Raw genomic sequence first — 19114 nt, forward strand, 5'->3', positions numbered from 1 at the left:
CACGCATGGCTAATGGACCCTCGGGCATCGGTGGACGAAATCAGGGCAGCGGCCGGGTGGCCGGCGGCGGCGCCACGCCGACCGTTCGCCCCACCCCCGGGCGCCCGGCCTCGCCGGGGCGAATTCCGCCCGCCACGGAGCCCAGGCCCGTCGTCGATGTGCGGCCCAGACCGTCGCGGGGCAATCGCTTCGACGAGGCCGGGGGCCGCTATATCGTTGTCGATGGCCGCCGCTATAATCTGGACGCGCCGCGCGGCACCTATGTGAACGTCGTCATCTGAGGGAGGGGTGGTGTGGTCTGCGATGACATCCCGGGAACGCTCCGCCCCCCCTCCTTCGCGCTTGGCGTCCCCGAAGGCGACGATCACGAGCGTCTGATCTGCACCAGTTGCGGCTTCATCCGCTACGACAATCCCAAGATCATCGTCGGCGCCGTCTGCACCTGGGAGTCCAAGGTGCTGCTGGTGCGCCGGGCCATCGAACCGCGCGTCGGCTATTGGTGCATGCCCGCCGGTTTCATGGAGCTGAACGAGACCACCGAGGCCGGGGCGGCGCGCGAGGTGTGGGAGGAAGCCCGCGCCCGGGTGCGTATAGGCCCGCTGCTCGCCCTTTATAACCTGCCCCATATCAGTCAGGTTCACCTGATCTACAGCGCCACCATGCTCAGCCCCGACCATGCGCCGGGCAGCGAAAGCCTGGAAACCTGCCTTGTCGGGTGGGGCGAGATCCCCTGGGGCGATCTCGCCTATCCCACCGTGGAATGGGCCCTGCGCCAGCACGCCGAACGTGGTGGACTGGCCGGCGCCCCCTATGGCAATCGGGCCGAGACCTACGCCCTGCCTTAAAACAAATTCCCGAGTCCTGTGAACCAGAGTGCGACGACGATTTTCTGGACGATCAAGCTCTGAGAGCGGGGACCGGAGTCCCCGCTCACCGCTTTAAACATCCACCGAGAACACCTTCATCACCTCGTCACCCAGGTGATTGATGACCTTCACCGCGATCCGGCCGGATTTTGGCTTGTCGAAGGGGCGGGAGATATCGCGGTTGAGGCTGTCCCATGCCTCGCGATCGATCTCCGCCTTCAGGGTGGTTTTCAAAGCCTTGTAAGGGTCGTCCGCCCCCAGGAAATAGGCGTGGCGGACGAAGAAGCTTTCTTCGTTATAGTCGGTGTCGATGAACCACACGGCGATGGTGTCGGGGCCGCCGGATTCGATTTCGCCGGTGGAGGGGTGGAAGATATCCACCCCTTTGATCTTGACCCGCACCTTGTCGTCAGCGGTGATGATGATGTCGATATCGGGTTCGCCGAATACGACGAAGAGGTTGCCCGCGCCGGTGCTTTTCAGATCGCCGCCCATATGCAAATCGGGGTTCATGCGGGCCTTCAAGATGCGGATGGCGCCCAGTTTGTCGAACTCGGCGGAATGGGCATCAAAGTTGAAAGCGCAGGCGATCAGAACATCGAACCCGGCATCCCCGGCTTCGCGGGCCGCCGTGACCAGATCAAGGCGGGAGACGGTGCCGAACTCGGGGCCGATGACGATACCGGCGGACCGGTCTTTGTCGCCCTCCCTGAAAACGCCCTTGGCACAAATGAACTTGCCCGGCCAGCCGGTCAGGGCGGTGAAGGCGATGCGGTCTTCTTTGTGGGCCTGCTGGACACCGGCGGATTTGAGGTTGTCGAGAACCATCTGGGCGAAATCGCTGGCATCAAGGCTTTTTGACGCGCCTTTGCCCTCGGCCGCCTGGAGAAGGTCGACCAGTTCATCGTTCTGATCGACGGCGAGAACGCGGTGGGGTGACAGGCTTTCGACGGTAAAGGGACCGGCGACGCGAACCTTGGCCTTATCCTCGTAGGGCTTGTCGTAAAGGTACTCGAACTCGGCCTTGGCGGCGATCGAGGCGTCGATTTCCTTCTGCCGCCTGATCCGGGCGTCCCACCATTGGGCATGGAGCGCTTTGGCGGCAGCGGACCAGCCCTTGTCCGCCTCGCGGGGGATTTCCCAGTCGTGCCACGTCTTGTCCAGGGCGGCATTCAACTGGGTGCGAAGGGGTTCAAGCGTCTCCTGGGCCTTGTCCCAGATCACATCGATTTCTGAATTGCTGGCGATATTGCTGAGCATGACGTGGGGAACACGCTCGTAGACGAAGCCCTGGCGGATATCGCCGTGGGTTGGGGTGTCCTTGGGCAGGGTGCGGGTGACTTGTCCCTCCTTGACCTGCCCATCGCGGGAATCGGCGAGCAGGTAATAGGGATAGCGTGCCCCCATGATCCGGGCACGGGCCAGCGCCAGGGAAACACGAGAGGTATCGATGGTGATCCAGCGGCGGCCCCATTGCTCTGCAACAAACGCCGTTGATCCTGATCCACAGGTGGGATCAAGAACTAGGTCGCCTGGGTCGGATGCCATTAAGATGCATCGCTGGATTACTGTTGTTGGGGTTTGAACTACGTATACTTTTGGATCAAGTCTACTTTGAATGCCGCCGATATCATCCCACGAGTTGCTTAATGGTATGCCAGAGAAATCATCAATAAATCTCACATATGAAATGCTATTTCCAGTTAGCTCTAAACGTTCTGCTTTTAGAAGCCGATCCATTCCTGTCTGGTTTGTTTTCCATCTAACTCTTAGGCTTGGCTTTATTTCGCTGCCAGAAATTATTACGGGAAACCAAGACGCCGCTCCCTCACCCTTATCGCGACCCACACTTTGGCTGGTCATGTTATCCTGCCTATAGACTCGGCCGTCGCATGGTACTGAACTTGTAGATAGACGTTCTTCTGGTGTTAAGGCCCGTGAGTGTAGGTTGTCGAATCTAATTCTTGTGTATTTTTCAGAGCCAGCCTCGCCTATTTCTTTCGATTTATTCAATTTTCTGAATTTAATATATGAGCGACTCTTAGAGTACCACAATATAAAGTCAACAACATTTGAAATGTACTCTCCAGTTGATCCACCAGATGTCTTCGTCGATATTTGAGAGATAAAATTTTCATCCCCAAAAACCTCGTCCATCAGCATCCGAACGCGATGCACGTTCTCGTCGCCGATTTGGACGAAGATCGAGCCGCTATCGGTCAGCAAGTCGCGGGCGACGGTCAGGCGATCGCGCAGATAGGACAGATAGGTGTGAATGCCATCGCGCCATGTGTCGCGGAAGGCCCGGACCTGTTCGGGTTCGCGGGTAATGTGATCCTTGTTGCCGTCCTTCACATCGCGGCTGGTCGTCGACCACTGAAAATTGCTGTTGAATTTGATGCCATAGGGCGGATCGAAATAGATGCACTGCACCTTGCCGCGCAACCCTTCGCGCTCGGCCAAACTCGCCATGACGGAAAGCGAATCGCCCAGGATCATCCGGTTGGTCCAATTGGCGTGGTGCTGATAGAACTCGGTCGCCGCCTCCTTGTCGGGCAGGCCGTTGAAATCGGCAAACAGATCGACGGTCGCCCCGACCATTTCCTTGGCCCGAGCCCTGGACTCGCGCTTCAAATCGTCGATCAGAACCTTGGGGTGGATCTTTTCCTGGATATAAAGCGGCGGGGCCTGAACGATCAGTTCCGACCAATCCCGCTCGTCCTTGCCCCGCCAGACCAATTGCGGGTCGAGATCGCGGTTGCGGCGGTCATAGGCGACGCGAATGGGGGATTTCACCTCTTCTTGCATCACCGACTGCAATTCGGCGGTGGGGATGTTGACCCGCTTCGCATCCTTGTGGGTCAGCGTCTCGACACCGATTTCCTTGGCCATACCCGAAGTCTCCCTTACGCCGCTTGGTCGGCGACGACCGACGCGATCAATTCGTTGAACTTGGCTTCGATCTCATAGACCGCCGTGAACTCGGCAAAGGCCCAACGGCCGAACTTGCCCAGGTTGTTGACCCCCGGCACCCAATAGGCATGCATGGTGTTGGCCTTGTCCTTGGCATCTTCGCCGCGAAAACCCTTGATCTCGACGATCAGGTTCAGCGGATCGGTCCGCCCGTCGTTAACCTGGACGATGAAGTCGGGCAGATATCTCCGGGGGATGGACCCGAACAGGTAGGGCACTTCGAAGCCAAGACCGTGGTTCTTCACATAGGCCCGAACCAAGGGATGCCTTTCGGCGACACGGCAGAATTCCGCTTCCCAATCGCTGTCGCAGACGATCCAATTGATGGGGCACCGACCGGCATCGGTCTTCCACCGCAGGGGCTTGGACGTTGTAAAATTCACGGTGGCGGTGGTGCCGGTGGGGTTGTAGGCATCCAAAATCGCCTTGACCGGATGGTACCCGACCAGCGACAGGGTGATAGCCGCCTTGATTCGTTCAGCGGCCATGTCGGCAATGCCTTGATAAACCAATTGGGCGGGAAAGGTGCCGCCAGAGCAGCGAAGATAGCCGTCGTCAAGCCATTGCCGGGTGATCCGCTTGAGTTCCCCAAACAGGTGCAGTTTCGGCTCGTCGCCTGGATCGCGGAATTTCGAATAGAGCAAATGCTTGGTCAGATGGAACAAGATCGTTGACTGACGCATGTTATTGAGATGCCCGATGGTTAAATCGACATCCTGGCCAATGATCCCCTGGTTCGTGGTGATCGATGGGCCAACCAAATCCGGCGTCAGGTCCAAAACCGAGTCTTGCGTAAAGGTGGCAACCAGCCGTTCATCGGGCAGTTCGACCCGATAGCCTTCGACACGCGGGAAGGTGATTTCCAGGGCATCCCGATCGGGCCGCACCGCCTGAACCCGAACCGTTTCGCGGGGCTTGACCGGAGGAGCAACCACGGGCTTGGCGTTGAAGTCGAAGGGCACCCCCAGGACATCGGCATATTCGACATTGAACAGCCCGGTTTCCTCGTTCAGTTCGTAATTCTGACGACGCAGGGCGCGACCGATGACCTGTTCGCAGAGAAGTTGGGTGCCGAAGGCCCGCACGCCCAGGACATGGGTTACGGTGTTGGTGTCCCAGCCCTCGGTCAGCATGGATACCGAGACGACGCAGCGGACCTGCTCGCCCAGTTTTCCCTTCTTGCCGACCGTGTTCATCACCTCGCGAAGCAAATCCTGATCGGTGATGTTCTCGGCCCGTTTGATATCACCGGTTCGTTGCCTGATGTCGCGGCGGAACCGCTCTATTTCGTCGGCGGCGGACGCGCGGAACTCCTTATCCAGGGCATCGCCGGATTCCAACTGCTCGCTGTCGATCAGCAGGGTACGGGGGGTGGGCAAGTGGTTGCCATGGTCGTCGTAGTTCCGGAACAGAGCAAGCCGGCCATTTTCTAGGAACGATGCCCCTTCCTGTCCCCCCGGTCGATAAAAGCCAGAGATGAAGTCGTAGACCAGCTTCGATGTGGATGTGTTATTGCACACCACGATGAAAACGGGTGGAACCTCGACTCTTTCTTGCTGCCACAGATCATAGGTTTTTTCGTAGTGACCATAGAGGGCGTAAAGGGCGGTTTGAAGTTCGGCCGGCAGGCTTAAGGGATCAAGAAACTTGCCGCCGCTGCGACCGGCCTTGGGCATCTTCTTGCCGATATGATCCCAAAGATTACGGAACACCAGGGTATCGCCCGGGGCATTCTGGGCCACCGGCACCCTGGGCAATTTGACGATGCCGCACTCGATGGCGTCCATCAGCGAGAAATCGCTGACCGTCCACGGGAACAAGGTGCCTTCGGCATAGCCCGAACCGCGAAGGAAGAAGGGCGTGGCCGACAGATCGAAGATCGCACGAAGCCCGAGCGTGCGCTTCACCATTTCCAGTCCGGAAATCCACATCCGCGCCGCTTCGTTGTTCTTCTTGGCCTCTTCCTTGTCTTCGCCCTTCAAGTCGTCGAGGTCATCGTTCTGCGGCTTTTCCCGATAGCAGTGGTGTGCCTCGTCGTTCAGCACCACGATGTTCTTCAAGCCCATCAGGTCAGGCATCACCCGCTGGATCATCTGGCCTTCGGTTTCCAACGTGTTCAGCTCCGGCCCCCGGCCCCTGAGCAGCGCCCGTCCGACCTTGGATATCTCCAAGCGTTCCCGAAGCTTGAAAGCGTGGTAATTGGTGATGACGATCTTGGCCCGTTCGGTGTCGGCCAACATATCGGCGGGGACGAGCTCGCGATTGCGATAATAGGATTCGGGATCGTTGGGCAACAGGACCCGCAGGCGATCGCGGATGGTGATGCCGGGGGCGACCAGCAGGAATCCGCGTGAAAAGGTCTTGCTGTTGGGATGGCGAACAGCATTGACGGTCTGCCATGCGATCAGCATCGCCATGACCGTCGTCTTGCCCGCCCCCGTCGCCAGCTTCAGGGCCAGACGAAGCAACTCGGGATTAGCCTGCTCGTTGGCACCCTTGATGTGATCCCAGAACCGCTCCCCCTTCTTGCCCAGTTTCGGGGCGACCTCGGTCAACCAAATGGCGGTTTCAACGGCTTCTACTTGGCAGAAAAAGGGGCGGACGCCGTGAAACGTGTGATGCCGCCAGTGCTGGAGCAGGCGGGCGGTTTCCGGCGTCACCAACCAATCGCTGGGATTGGGCAAGCTCCGCCAGGATCCGACATGCTGCCTGATCTCGTTGATGATCGGGGTCGGGTTGTATTCCTGCTCGGCGGTCGATAGCCCGTCACCACTGTCAAAGACGAAACCGCTCTGTTCTTTGGGGGTCTTGGGTTTCTTTCGCTTCTTCGGCTTGGGAACCGGGGTGATCAGATCGGAGCGGCGGCGAGACCCGATGATTTTGTTGGTTGGTTGGCCTTCCGCGTCGAGTTCCCAGTGCTGGCTTGGATATTCGTAGGGTGAATTAAGAATGGGTCGATCAAAAAAAGCCTCGCTCATTCCGCCCCCTGGACTCTTACTGAACACACTTTGAACGGTAGGATGATGACAGCCGCAGGCGATGGCGACAAGCCAACCCTAAAATTATCGCTAACCGTCGTGACCGGGTATGGTGGGCAGTACGCATTGGAAAGAGGCGGAGATTTCGCCATCGGGACCATCCCCGCCGTCCTCACCCAGCTTAAACGCCAGTCGGCGGGGGGGCAATTTGCCTGCCCTGGCGGATGGGGGAAAGCCCCATCGATGGCCTCTTGAGGATGATCTACAGGAGTTCAAAGGGAAACCCGGGGCGCCCTGGTTCCTTGCTATCAGTCTTTTAGAAGCGGATGCGGGGACCGGATTTCACCCGCGCCACTCTAACCGCCCCTGCCCCGATTACGCGTCTTCGGGGATCGGGGCGGTTTCGTCGGGCTGGTCCGCGGTCTCGCGGGGCTGACGCTCCAGGATGGACACGAAGAAGCCATCGGTGCCGTGGCTGGCCGGGGTCAGGCGCAACCACGAGACATCGGCCGCTCCCGGATAGGGGGCGGGGCTGACCTTGGCCCAGGTCTCGGCCACCGGCAGGGCGCGGTAATCATCACGACGCTCGAGGAAGGCGGCGATCTGGGCCTCGTTCTCGGCGGGCAGCAGCGAGCAGGTGGCATAGACCAGCCGGCCGCCCGGCTTGACCAGGGCGGCGGCGCGGTCGAGCAGGGCGCTTTGCTCGGCGTTCAGCGCGCTGATGGTGTCGGGGGTCAGCTTCCAGCGGGCGTCGGGATTGCGCCGCCAGGTGCCGGTTCCCGAACAGGGGGCGTCGACCAGCACCACGTCGAAGCTGGCCTTGCGCCGCTTCAGCCATTTACGGGTTTCGGGATCAAGCACCTTGCGGGTGACGTTATGCACCCCGGCGCGTTGCAGGCGGGTCTGGGCGCGGGCGAGGCGGCCCTCGCTGATATCGGTGGCGACCAGCGTGCCCTTGTTTTCCATGCCCGCCGCCAGGGCCAGCGTCTTGCCGCCGGCGCCCGCGCAGAGATCAAGCACGCTCATGCCCGGAGCGACGGCGCAGAGCAGGGCGACCATCTGGCTGCCCTCGTCTTGCACCTCGACCAATCCGTCGCAGAACGGCGCGGTAATCGCCACGTTGGGGCGGCCCTCGGCGCGCAGGGCGCAAGGCGACAGCGCGCCCGGGCGGGTGTCCACCTGCTCGCGGGCCAGGGCCAAACGGGCCGACTCCCGGTCGGATTTCAGGGCGTTGACCCGCAGATCAAGGGGCGCTTCGGCCTGCAGGGCGCGCAGTTCGTCTTCCAGGCGCTCGCCAAACAGCGGTTCGAGCAGCGGCGGCAGCCAGTCGGGAACCTCCAGCCGGACATCGGCGGGCATCTCGCGGAATTCTAAGGGCTTGCCGGCCAGCCCGTCGACCAGACGCTCCTCGGCGTCGGTCAGCGGCTGCGGGGCGTGCTGGGCGCGGGTGATGAACAGCATGCGCACGTCTTCGGCCGACTGGCGTTCGACGACCAGCAGATGGGCGATGACCAGGGCGCGGGCCTTGGGCGTGCCGCCGAAGCGGTCGATCAGCCACGATAGCCGGGCGCGGTGGCGCAGCGTGCTCCAGGCCAGGGCGGTGACGGCGCGGCGATCCTTCGATCCCATGAACCTGCGGGCGCGGACGAAGGCGCTGGCGATGCCATCGGCGGGGCGGTTGGTGGCGTCGATATCCACCAGAAGGTCAATGGCGCATTGAACGCGGGCGGCGGGAGTCACGGAAGAACGCCTCGTTGCTCGGAGGGAAAGGGCGATCGCGAATCGATCGTCAGGAGCGGCGAAATCACGGAAAAACCGAAGGTCATTTTTCCGTTCGCCGCCCCCGGAGCGTTGTCGAGGGCGTTTCTGACCGGAGAATGGGGCGGTTTTTTGGGGGAGCGGTCGGTGCTCCCCCAAATCATAGGCCTATTCTACATGCCGCCGCGATAATTCGGCGCTTCCTTGGTGATGGTCACGTCGTGGACGTGGCTTTCGCGCCAGCCCGAGGCGGTGATGCGGCGGAAGCGGGCGTTCTTCTGCATCTCGGGGATGGTCTGATTGCCCGTATAGCCCATCGCCGCCTTCAGCCCGCCGATCAACTGATGGATCACCGTGCCCGCCGCTCCCTTATAGGGCACCTGACCTTCGATGCCTTCGGGAACCAGCTTCAGGCTGTTGGTCACTTCTTCCTGGAAATAGCGGTCGGCCGAGCCGCGCGCCATGGCGCCCAGCGAGCCCATGCCGCGATAGGCCTTGTAGCTGCGGCCCTGATACAAGAACACCTCGCCCGGGGCTTCGCTGGTGCCGGCGAGCAGGCTGCCGACCATGACGGTTTCGGCGCCGCCGGCGATCGCCTTGGCCAGATCGCCCGAATATTTGATGCCGCCATCGGCGATGATCGGAACGCCGGTGTGGCGCACGGCCTCGGCGACCTCGGTGATGGCGCTGAACTGGGGCACGCCGACGCCGGCGACGATGCGGGTGGTGCAGATCGAGCCCGGGCCGATGCCGATCTTCACGGCGTCGGCGCCGGCGTCGATCAGCGCCTTGGCGCCGTCGGGGGTGGCGACATTGCCGGCGATCACCTGGGTGTAATTGCTGATCTTCTTGACCGCGGTCACCGCATCGAGAACGCCGCGCGAATGGCCGTGGGCGGTATCGACCACCACCACGTCGACCCCGGCATCAAGCAGGGCCTCGGCGCGGGCCAGACCGTCGGCGCCCACCCCGGTGGCGGCGGCGACGCGCAGGCGGCCCTTTTCGTCCTTGCAGGCGTTGGGGTAGGTCTGGGCCTTTTCCATGTCCTTGACGGTGATCAGGCCGATGCAGCGATAGCTTTCGTCGACGACGATCAGCTTCTCGATGCGGTTGGTATGGAGCAGGCGGCGGGCCTCGCCCTGGCTGACGCCCTCGCCAACGGTGATCAGATTGTCGCGCGTCATGAAGTCGCTGACCGGCTTGGCGGTGTTTTCGGCGAAGCGCACATCGCGGTTGGTCAGGATGCCCACCAGCTTGCCCGAGCCGTTCTCGGTGACGGGAATGCCGCTGATCTTGTGGTGGGCCATCAGATCAAGGGCGGTGGACAGCGAGGCGTCGGGATTGATGGTCACCGGATTGACCACCATGCCCGACTCGAAGCGCTTGACCTTGCGGACCTCTTCGGCCTGGGCGGCGATGGTCATGTTCTTGTGGATGACGCCGATGCCGCCGGACTGGGCCATGAGGATCGCCATCTGGCTTTCGGTGACCGTGTCCATGGCCGAGCTGATCAACGGAATTCCCAGGGTGATCGTACGGGTCAGACGGGTGCGGGTATCGGCCTGGGCGGGCAACACGGAGGATGCGGCGGGCACGAGAAGCACGTCGTCGAAAGTCAAAGCCTCGGGGAATTCCATGGGAGAGCGCTCCTCATATGCGTTGGGAGCGCGGTATCATACACACAACATGAGGGCCGGCAAGAAGAGTCCCAAGACAATTGCGCGAAAGCCCCGGCGGGCCACCGGTTCCGGCAGCCCCCGGTTTTACCCGGCCCCCGCCGGTCTCGCGCCTTGCCCCCGGGCCTTACGACTCGTCGCGGCCGGTGTCCTCGCCGCCGGAAAGGCCGCGAAAGCCCTGGGCGATCACATAGACCTCGGGGGAGCCCTGGCGGCTGGCCGGCGGCTTGGCGTGGCGAATCACCTCGCACATCTTCTTCATGCGGGTGAGTAGGGCGCCTTCGGTTCCGCCCTGGAACACCTTGCAGACGAAGGCGCCGCCCGGGGCGAGAACCTCTTCGGCGAAATACCACGCCGCCTCGGCCAAGCCCATGACCCGCAGGTGGTCGGTTTGGCGGTGGCCGGTGGTCGGGGCGGCCATGTCCGACAGCACCAGATCGACCGCGCCGTCCATGGCGCCCTTGAGCATCAGGGGGGCGGCGTCATCCATGAAATCATGGGTCAGGCAGGTGGCCCCGGCCACGCCCTCCCATTCAAGGATATCCATGCCAACGACTTTTCCGCCATTGGGGTGGAGCGAGCGGGTGCGTTCAACGGCGATCTGCGTCCAGCCGCCCGGCGCCGCGCCAAGATCGACGACGCGCATGCCGGGCTTGAGTAGGGTGAAGCGCTCGTCAAGCTCGATCAGCTTGAAAGCGGCGCGCGAGCGCAATCCCTGGCGCTTGGCTTCAAGCACATAGGGGTCGTTCAACTGGCGCTGCAGCCAGCGGGTCGACGAGGCCTTGCGGCCCTTGGCGGTGCGGACGCGAACGAACAGGTCACGCGATCCGGTGGGGGCCGAGCCGCGAACGCGGGAACTGGCTTCGGATTTGGATCCTTTGGACCCGCCCCCCGACTTGGGGCCTTCGGCGGAACTCATGGGGTGACTCCAGACTCGGGGGAAGGGGGCGGCTGCGGCAGGTCGTCGGCCAGCGGCGGCAGGATTTTATCATCGGCCAGCGGCGGATCGTCGCTATCGCGGACCTCGGTGAAATCACCGGGGCCCCGCGCGCCCATCAGGGTCATCAGCAGCCCCTCGCGGATGCCGCGATCGGCGACCCGCACGCGCGGAACCGGCCAAGTGGACAAGATGGCCTCCAGGATGGCGCAGCCCGCCAGAACAAGATCGGCGCGGTCGCGGCCGATACAAGGGTGGGCGGCCCGCGCCTGCGGGGTCATATCCAGCAGGCGGGCGCCCACTTCCTTGACGGCGTGGATCGGCAGGGTCAAGCCGTCGACCCGGGCCCGGTCATAGCGGGTCAGCCCAAGGGCGACGGCGCCGACGGTGGTGACGGTGCCGCTGGTGCCAAGCAACGACAGATCGCCGCGCGCCGCCCGGTCGGAGATGCCATGGGTGATATCGAAGGGGCGCAGGCGTTCGCGGACATGGGTGACGATATCGGCATGCAGGCGGGCCGACAGATGGCCGCCGCCCACCGCCTCGGCCATGGTGACGACGCCGAGCGGCAGGCTTTCCATCGCCCGCACCGCCCCGGGCATCGGCCCGGCCGGCGTATTCTCGACCTCGACCAGGGTCAGTTCGGTACTGCCGCCGCCGATATCGAACAACAGGGTCGGCACCCCGCGCGACTCAAGCAGCGGCGCGCAGCCGGCCAGGGCGAGGCGGGCCTCCTCGTCGGCGCTGATCACTTCGACCGCCAGACCGGTTTCGGCGCGCACCCGCTCAAGGAAAGGCGTGGTATCGCGGGCAAGGCGGCACGCCGCCGTGGCCACGCAGCGCGACAGGCTGACGCCGTGGCGTTCCATGCGGCTCGCGCAAACCGTCAGGGCGGCCAGGGTGCGGTCGATGGCGGCCGGGGCGAAGCGCCCGCGCGCGCCCAATCCTTCGCCCAGGCGGGTGATCCTTGAAAAGGAATCGATCACCTTGAACCCGTCGCGCTGGCGGCGGGCGATCAAGAGCCGGCAGTTGTTGGTGCCAAGGTCGAGCGCCCCATAGGTCCGGCCATCCTCGGCCTCCCGCGTCGGCAGGCCAAAGGGGGCGGACAGCGCGTTACCGCCGCCACCATCCGAGGCCTTGTCGCGCATCTCTTCAGGGAACCCGATGATCTGGGTCACTCCGGCTCCTTGGGGTGGGGCTAAAGGGGCGGAGGCTTCTGGTGGGCGGGGACAAAACCCCGCCGCATGAAAGGAACTCGCCCGGCTCGCTGGACTCTCAGTTTAGGCGACCCGATCACGCTCGGCAAAGCCCCTTTGGATAATTGTCTTAACTGGTGTTCAGGAAATGGAAAAAGAGCGCATTTTTCAGTAGCCAGTCCGAAAGACCCGTGGTAGATACAGCGCCCTCGCGGACATATTGCGCCGCGCATCCCTGGTGGGGGATAGGTTAACGGTAGACCCACGGACTCTGACTCCGTTAGTCCTGGTTCGAATCCAGGTCCCCCAGCCAGCCTTTCAAAGGAGTTGTCAGGCATCGCTCTGACAACTCCTTTGATTATGCGGCCCTTCCCAAGCGTTCACTCCGTTTCTGTGCCGGCCCGGGGGGTAAATTGACCCCGCCGGCGCCCTGCGGCTTATCGTGGGTTTTCAACCCGCATCCCGCTGTCGGCCCTGGCCGAGGCCATCGCCATCCGCCGCGCCCTGGAAGAGGCCCCCCCGTGCGCTATGCCGCGGCGCGGGCGACGGGCGGCCGGATCGCTCCAACGAAAACGCCCCCGCTCGCGGATCGGCGAACGGGGGCGTTTTTTAGTCAGTCTTGGCGGAAGACCTTAATTGCGGTCTTTCAGCAGCTCGTCGACATTGGCCGTGGTCACCACGGTCCAGGGGATGTCATAGCGCTTGGACTGGCCATCGGCCCAGGCGAGGTCGGCCTTGTACTGTTCCCAGATCGGCGACATCGGCTTGTAGTCGGGGCCCTTCACGGCGCGCAGGGCGACGTCGATGCTGCCCTGGATCTGGCCACGGGCGTCCTGAAGGATCGAGGTCATCTCGCCGGCCTTGACCGCGTGCAGGGCATCGGTCACGCCGTCGATGCCGGCGATGGCGAAATCCTTGACGTTGAGGTCGGCGGCCTTGATCGCCTCGATGGCGCCGAGCGCCATTTCATCGTTCTGGCCGATGACGCCGTTGATCTTGCCCGGGTGCTTGCTCAGCCAGTTCTGCATCAGATCAAGGGCCTCGGCGCGCGACCAATTGGCGGTCTTGCGCTCGAGCACCTTCACCGCGCCGGCCGGGCATTCGGCCAGGGCCTTTTCGTTGCCCTGACCACGCTGGATCTCGCCCGAGCCGCCCTTCGGCCCCTCGATGATCACGACGTTGCCCTTGCAGCCAAGCTTGGTCAGCACGTCCTTGGCTTCCAGATAGCCGCCGAGCACGTCGTCGGAGACCACTTCGGCGGTCATCTCGTCGGTGTTGAGGCGGGCGTTGGTCACCACCACCGGGATCCCGGCCATCTTGGCGTTGGTGGCGATATCGATGTTGGCTTCATAGTCCATCGGGTTGACGACGATGGCGTCCTGCTTGGTGTTGATCGCCATCTGCGCCTGATCGTTCTGGACGGCGGCGTCATAGCGTCCGTCATAGAACGTCACCTCGGCGATCCCGGCCTTCACGGCGGGATGCTCCTTGCCATAGCGCTCCATCAACTGGACGAATTCGGCCTTATTGCCATACATCAGCACGGCGATGCGCGCCTTGGGGGCGTCGGCGGCCATCGCGGCCGAGGCCGAGAGCAGGGCGGCGGCGGCGCAGGCGGTAAGAAGAAGCTTCTTCATGGACCAATCCTCGTTATCGGTTTTGGTGATAGGCGTCACGGGAAGGACGGCCGGTTTCAACCAGCCTGTTTTCTTGAGGGGTCGAGGATCACGGCGACAACGATCAGTCCGCCTTTGATGATGAGCTGGTAGAAGCTCTGGACCCCCAGGATATCGAGGCCGTTGTTCATCACGCCGATGATCAGGGCCCCGAAAAACGTACCCGTCAGCCGGCCGACGCCGCCGGCCAGGCTGGCGCCGCCGATGACCACGGCGGCGATGGCGTCAAGTTCATAGGAACTGCCGGCGCTGGTCTGGGCCGACCCGGTCTTGGCGGTCAGGATCACCCCGGCCACGCCGGCCAGGAAGCCGGCGACCACATAGACCCAGATGAGGATCGCCCCGGTGTTGATGCCCGAGGTGCGCGCGCTCTTCTCGTTGCCGCCAACGGCATAGACGTAGCGGCCAAAGACCGTTTTATTGAGGATCACCCAGGCCAGAAGGAAGACCAGGGCGAGGATGACCACCGGCACCGGGATCACCTCGAACAGCTTGCCCGTGCCGAACCAGCGGAAATCCGGGCTTAGGCCCGAAATCGGATTGCCGCCGGTGACCGACATGGTGAAGCCGCGCGCCGCCAGCAGCATGCCCAGGGTGGCGATGAAGGCCTGGATGCGGAAACGGGCGATGATCCAGCCGCTTAAGCCGCCGCACAGCGCGCCGACGCCCAGGGCGGCGATGATCGGGAAGATCACCGGATAGGTGTCGCTCCATGGCGTCACCCCGACCGAGCGGGTGGCCATCGAGGCGGCCATCATCCCGGAAAAGGCCAGGACCGAGCCCACCGACAAATCGATGCCGGCCGAGATGACGACGAAGGTCATGCCGACGGCAAGGACGCCGTTCACCGATATCTGATGCAAGATCAGCATCAGATTATTGACGGTCAGGAAGGTGTTCTCGGGCCAGGCGCCCTGGACCACCTTGAGCTGGCAGAGCGCGCTGACCAACACGCAGAGCCCGAGAAATGCGAAGACGATTCCGTACTTTCGCAAGGAGATCGGGGCCTTGGCGGCCGGCTGGGTGATGTGCATCAAGGGGTGTCCCATTTGGTTTTTCGTGTTCTTATTATTGTTTGGAAGGGTGGCGGGGAGGGGCGGAGCCTTCTTTAGACGGCGGCCATCATCAGGGCCTTCTGCGTCGTCTCTTCCCGGGGGAATTCGGCGACATGGGCGCCCTTTTTGATGACGATGATGCGATCGCTCATGCCGGTGATCTCGTCGAGTTCCGAAGACACCATCAGAACCGCGCCGCCGGCTTTGGTGAAATCGGAGACGAAGCGGTAGATTTCCTTTTTGGCGCCGACATCGACGCCGCGCGTCGGTTCATCAAGCAGCAGAACCTTGGGGCCGATCGAGGTGCAGCGGCCGAAGACGACCTTTTGCTGATTGCCGCCGCTGAGGTTGCGCACGATCTGCTCGGGCCCCGGCGTTTTGATCCGCATCTTGGCGATCGAATCGTCGATGCCCGCCCGTTCCAGGGCGGTGCGGATGAAGCCGAAGCGCTGGATATGGGGCAGTTGCGACAGCGAAAGATTGTCGCCGACCGAAGCGCAGAGCACCAGACCGCTATGCTTGCGGTCCTCGGTGACATAGGAGATCCCCGCGCCCAGGGCCGCGCGCACCCGTCCCGGGCGGATCTCGCGCCCCTCCACCCACACCGTTCCCGCATCGGCGGGATAAAGGCCGTAGATGGTATCAAGAAGCTGGCTGCGGCCCGAGCCGACCAGACCATAGATGCCGAGGATCTCGCCGGCATGCAGGGTGAAACTCACCCGATCGAACCACGGCGCCCGGCTGAGGCCGCGCACATCGAGCAAAGGCCGGTCGCTGGGCACGTTCTCTTTGACGTATTCGCCTTCGATGGCGCCGCCGATCATCGATTCGATCAGCTTTTCGCGGGTGATGTCGGCGACCCGGCCGGTTTCGATCCGCGCCCCGTCCTTGAACACCGTATAGCTGTCGGCGATGGTGAAGACCTCGGCCAGACGGTGGGTGACATAGATGATGCCCTTGCCCGCCGCCGCCAGATCGCGCAGCACCTCGAACAGGCGCAGGGTGTCCTTCTCGCCGATGGCCGAGGTCGGTTCGTCGAAGATGAGGATATCGGCATCGCGCCGCGATAAAGCCTTGGCGATCTCGATCAACTGCTGCGAGGCGATGCTGAGCGAGGCCAAGGGGACGCGGGGATCGATGTCGAAGCCAAGCGAGGCCAGCAGCTCCTCGGCCTGACGGTTCAATTGCGGGAAGTCGACGAAGCCGCGGCGGCGCGGTTCGGCGCCGAGATAGATGTTCTCGGCCACCGTCAGGTGGGGGACGCCGCTCAGTTCCTGCTGGACGATGGCGATGCCGGCCTGCAGGGCCTGGGTCGGATTGGCGAAGCTGACCGGCTTGCCCTCGATGCGGATCTCGCCGCAATCGGGGCGGGTGAAGCCCATCAAGATGCCGAGGATGGTCGATTTCCCCGCGCCATTGCCACCGCAAAGCGCATGGATCTGCCCGCGTTCCAGGTCGAGATTGCCATCGACCAGGGCATGAACCCCGGCATAGCTCTTGCGGATACCGCGCATCGTCAGAAGAGGGGAGGACATGGACCTACTCCGTCAAAGGGCGTCGACGCCATGCAAGCGCATCAGGCTTTCCCGGTAGCGGCCGAAGGCCTCGTCATAGGCGGCGCGGCGCTCGGGACGGGGCAGGGCGCCCTTGGTCTCGTCAACGCGCACCGCCCTGTCGGTCAGATCGCCAAGGGCGATCGGCGCGCCGCTCTCGCCGCTCCACGCCCATTGGGCCTGGATCGCCGCGCCAAGGCTGCCGGCCTCTTCGGTCATCGGCACGACGATTTCCGCGCCGCTGGCATCGGCGATCATCTTGCGCCATTCGCCGCTGCGCGCCCCGCCGCCGATGACGAAGACCCGCTCGGGCTGGCGGCCGGCTAGCACCAGCTTCAGCCCGGCCAACATGCCGAAGCTGACGCCCTCGGTCATGGCGCGCAGCAGATTGGGTGCGGTCATGTTGGTGACCGACAGACCAAGCACGCTGCCGCGCGCGGCGGGCAGATCGGGGGTGCGCTCGCCATTGAGGAAGGGCAGAACGGTGATGCCCTCGGCGCCCGGCGGGCTGTCGGCCAGGGCGCGGTCGATCGCTCCGACATCGTCGCCGACCAAGGTGGCGGCGCGACCGGTGACATTGGTGGCGTTCATGGTGCAGACCAGCGGCAACCAGCCGCCGCTGCTTGAACAAAACGCCGCGACCCGGCCGCGCGGGTCGACGACGGGGGTGTCACTATAGGAATAGACGGCGGCCGAGGTGCCGATGCTCAGCGTCACCACGCCTTCGCGGACGTTGCCGGTGCCGATGGCGCCCATCATGTTGTCGCCGCCCCCCGCCGCCACCAGACAGGTGGGGGACAGACCAAGGGCGGTGGCGGCTTCGGGGCGCAGCGGGCCGACGATGGCGTCGGGACCGATCAACTCGGGCAGGGCGCGGGCCAGATGGCCGCTGCCGCCATCGATCAGGGCCAACACCTCTTCGGACCAGCGGCGGGCGCGGATATCGAAGAACGCCGTGCCCGAGGCGTCGCCGGCTTCGGCGACCCGCCGACCGGTCGCCCAGAAATTCAGGTAATCATGGGGCAGCAGGATGGCGTCGATCCGGGCGAAGGCCTCGGGCTCGTTGTCCTTCAGCCACAACAGCTTGGAAACCGTATAGCCGGTCAGCGGCACGATGCCCAGCCGCTCGCCCCAGGCCTCGGCGCCGCCCAGGCGCTCGACCAGGACGGCGTTCTGCGCCGCCGTTTCCGTATCGTTCCACAGCTTGGCCGGGCGCAGCGGCTGGCCGTCCTTGCCCAGAACCACCAGCCCGTGCTGCTGGCCGGAAAAGGCCAGGGCGCGCACCGCCGATCCGTCGATCCCGGCCTCGGCCAGGGCGCCCTTGACCGCGCCGATGGCGGCTTGCACCCACCACGCCGGATCTTGTTCGCGCGCCCCGCTTTCGCGCTCGATCAAGCGGTGCGCGGCATGGCCGACGCCGCGGATGGCGCCGCTGTCGTCAAGGATCAGGGCCTTGGTGCCCTGGGTTCCGCAGTCGATGCCAAGAAACATGGTCACGCGCCCCCCGCGCTGGCTTTTTTGATCTGATGGGCCGAGCGCATCAGCCCATAGCGCCGGTGGGCCCGGAAGGCCGAGGGCGAGGAGCCGATATAGCGCTGGAAATTGCGATTGAAGGTCGACAGCGTGTCGTAGCCGACCTCATAGGCCACCATGGTGATGCGGTTCTCCGTCTCGATCAGCAACTGGCAGGCTTTGTAGATGCGCAGCCGGTTGATGTATTCGATGCAGGTGCAACTGATGTGGCGCTCGAAGAACCGCGAAAAGGCTGAAAGCTCCATCGCCTCGCGCCGCGCCACCTCGCCGCAGGTCAAATCGGCGCGGTTGTAGTTCTCGGCGATGAATTTCAAGATATTGTCCAGCCGCTTGGGCTGAAGGCACTGATAGCTCTGCCATTCCACCGACAGCGGCTGGCGGGCCTTGTCGGCGAGCAGGCGATCGAGGATGTCGAAGAACAGGGCCAGCCGGCCGGGGCCGCTGCGCTCGCGCAGGTCCTCCATCATGCGGGCGACCGGTTCGCCGACGGCCTCGGAAAACAAGATCCCCGCCGAGGCCTGGGCCAGCAACACCCGCAAATCGGCGCAATCGGCGAAGCTCTCCAGGCATTTTTCGGCGAAGGCGCCGCTGAACTGCATGACCAAATCGCGGTCGGGGATGAAATCCCCCTGGCGGCCGTCGCCATAGCCATCGGCGTCGGTCACCCAGACATGGGGCAGATTGGGTCCGGTCAGAATAAGATTGCCGGTCTCGAACGGACCGGCGTAGGTGCCGATGTAGCACAGGCCTGAACTGCGGCGGATGGCGTGAAGTTCATATTCCGGGTGGTAGTGCCAGCCGGAAAACTGGAAGGGATAGCCATGGCTGTAGACCCGGAACGCCCGGTCCAGCGGGGCGGCGATCACCTCCCTTAGCGGCTTCTTCTGCATGACCCAATCCTCCCTGGGACGCT

The 19114-nt window shown here is 63.5% G+C and carries 13 protein-coding genes and 1 tRNA gene; 3 read left to right on the forward strand and 11 right to left on the reverse strand.

The window, feature by feature from the left end:
* Window positions 1-5 precede the first annotated feature (5 nt).
* Entirely contained in the window at window positions 6-281 is a 276-nt protein-coding gene (locus tag RRU_RS01255) for a hypothetical protein (protein ID WP_207187340.1), read from the forward strand.
* 12 nt (window positions 282-293) lie between these two features.
* Entirely contained in the window at window positions 294-845 is a 552-nt protein-coding gene (locus RRU_RS01260; protein WP_011387993.1) for an NUDIX hydrolase, read from the forward strand.
* A gap of 93 nt (window positions 846-938) precedes the next feature.
* Here the strand turns inward: RRU_RS01260 and RRU_RS01265 are convergent, their stop codons facing one another.
* From RRU_RS01265 to RRU_RS01290, 6 genes are all read right to left on the reverse strand, one after another.
* Window positions 939-3758: a site-specific DNA-methyltransferase gene (locus RRU_RS01265; protein WP_011387994.1), complete on the reverse strand. Its 2820-nt coding sequence runs from the start codon at window positions 3756-3758 to the stop codon at window positions 939-941.
* Between the two features lie 14 nt (window positions 3759-3772).
* On the reverse strand, window positions 3773-6817 hold the full coding sequence (locus tag RRU_RS01270) for a BPTD_3080 family restriction endonuclease (RefSeq protein ID WP_011387995.1): 3045 nt from the start codon (window positions 6815-6817) through the stop codon (window positions 3773-3775).
* Window positions 6818-7192: 375 nt separating this feature from the next.
* The gene (locus RRU_RS01275) at window positions 7193-8557 is read right to left on the reverse strand and encodes an RsmB/NOP family class I SAM-dependent RNA methyltransferase (protein WP_011387996.1); all 1365 of its coding nucleotides are present in this window, start codon (window positions 8555-8557) and stop codon (window positions 7193-7195) included.
* A 191-nt stretch (window positions 8558-8748) separates the two neighbouring features.
* Window positions 8749-10212, reverse strand: coding sequence for an IMP dehydrogenase (gene guaB, locus RRU_RS01280; protein ID WP_011387997.1), 1464 nt, complete (start codon window positions 10210-10212; stop codon window positions 8749-8751).
* A 166-nt stretch (window positions 10213-10378) separates the two neighbouring features.
* On the reverse strand, window positions 10379-11170 hold the full coding sequence (locus RRU_RS01285; protein ID WP_011387998.1) for an RlmE family RNA methyltransferase: 792 nt from the start codon (window positions 11168-11170) through the stop codon (window positions 10379-10381).
* Window positions 11167-12366, reverse strand: coding sequence for a Ppx/GppA phosphatase family protein (locus RRU_RS01290; protein WP_011387999.1), 1200 nt, complete (start codon window positions 12364-12366; stop codon window positions 11167-11169). Before RRU_RS01290 ends, RRU_RS01285 begins: the two co-directional genes overlap by 4 nt.
* Before the next feature lie 257 nt (window positions 12367-12623).
* Between RRU_RS01290 and RRU_RS01295 the strand changes: the two genes are divergently transcribed.
* Window positions 12624-12697, forward strand: a tRNA-Gln gene (locus RRU_RS01295).
* Between the two features lie 319 nt (window positions 12698-13016).
* Here the strand turns inward: RRU_RS01295 and RRU_RS01300 are convergent.
* The 5 genes from RRU_RS01300 to RRU_RS01320 are packed head-to-tail and all read right to left on the reverse strand — an operon-like array spanning window position 13017 to window position 19091.
* Window positions 13017-14021: a substrate-binding domain-containing protein gene (locus tag RRU_RS01300; protein ID WP_011388000.1), complete on the reverse strand. Its 1005-nt coding sequence runs from the start codon at window positions 14019-14021 to the stop codon at window positions 13017-13019.
* A 56-nt stretch (window positions 14022-14077) separates the two neighbouring features.
* Window positions 14078-15109 carry an ABC transporter permease gene (locus tag RRU_RS01305; protein ID WP_237703817.1) on the reverse strand — a complete coding sequence of 344 codons (1032 nt, stop codon included), beginning with the start codon at window positions 15107-15109 and terminating at the stop codon, window positions 14078-14080.
* Window positions 15110-15168: 59 nt separating this feature from the next.
* Complete coding sequence (locus RRU_RS01310) at window positions 15169-16650, reverse strand: sugar ABC transporter ATP-binding protein (protein ID WP_011388002.1); 1482 nt, start codon at window positions 16648-16650, stop codon at window positions 15169-15171.
* Between the two features lie 12 nt (window positions 16651-16662).
* A complete protein-coding gene (gene xylB, locus RRU_RS01315; RefSeq protein WP_011388003.1) occupies window positions 16663-18159 on the reverse strand; it encodes a xylulokinase in 1497 nt (498 codons plus the stop codon).
* A gap of 2 nt (window positions 18160-18161) precedes the next feature.
* Window positions 18162-19091 (reverse strand): AraC family transcriptional regulator, encoded by a 930-nt coding sequence (locus tag RRU_RS01320; protein ID WP_011388004.1) that lies wholly within the window; start codon window positions 19089-19091, stop codon window positions 18162-18164.
* Window positions 19092-19114 lie beyond the last annotated feature (23 nt).

The organism is Rhodospirillum rubrum ATCC 11170 (assembly GCF_000013085.1).
Lineage (GTDB): Bacteria > Pseudomonadota > Alphaproteobacteria > Rhodospirillales > Rhodospirillaceae > Rhodospirillum > Rhodospirillum rubrum.

Coding starts and splice junctions, on each gene's coding strand:
- RRU_RS01310 (WP_011388002.1), bottom strand. CDS start 16,650: ATGTCCTCCCCTCTTCTGACGATGCGCGGTATCCGCAAGAGCTATGCC.
- RRU_RS01270 (WP_011387995.1), bottom strand. CDS start 6,817: ATGAGCGAGGCTTTTTTTGATCGACCCATTCTTAATTCACCCTACGAA.
- RRU_RS01320 (WP_011388004.1), bottom strand. CDS start 19,091: ATGCAGAAGAAGCCGCTAAGGGAGGTGATCGCCGCCCCGCTGGACCGG.
- RRU_RS01285 (WP_011387998.1), bottom strand. CDS start 11,170: ATGAGTTCCGCCGAAGGCCCCAAGTCGGGGGGCGGGTCCAAAGGATCC.
- RRU_RS01265 (WP_011387994.1), bottom strand. CDS start 3,758: ATGGCCAAGGAAATCGGTGTCGAGACGCTGACCCACAAGGATGCGAAG.
- RRU_RS01300 (WP_011388000.1), bottom strand. CDS start 14,021: ATGAAGAAGCTTCTTCTTACCGCCTGCGCCGCCGCCGCCCTGCTCTCG.
- RRU_RS01305 (WP_237703817.1), bottom strand. CDS start 15,109: ATGGGACACCCCTTGATGCACATCACCCAGCCGGCCGCCAAGGCCCCG.
- xylB (WP_011388003.1), bottom strand. CDS start 18,159: ATGTTTCTTGGCATCGACTGCGGAACCCAGGGCACCAAGGCCCTGATC.
- RRU_RS01255 (WP_207187340.1), top strand. CDS start 6: ATGGCTAATGGACCCTCGGGCATCGGTGGACGAAATCAGGGCAGCGGC.
- guaB (WP_011387997.1), bottom strand. CDS start 10,212: ATGGAATTCCCCGAGGCTTTGACTTTCGACGACGTGCTTCTCGTGCCC.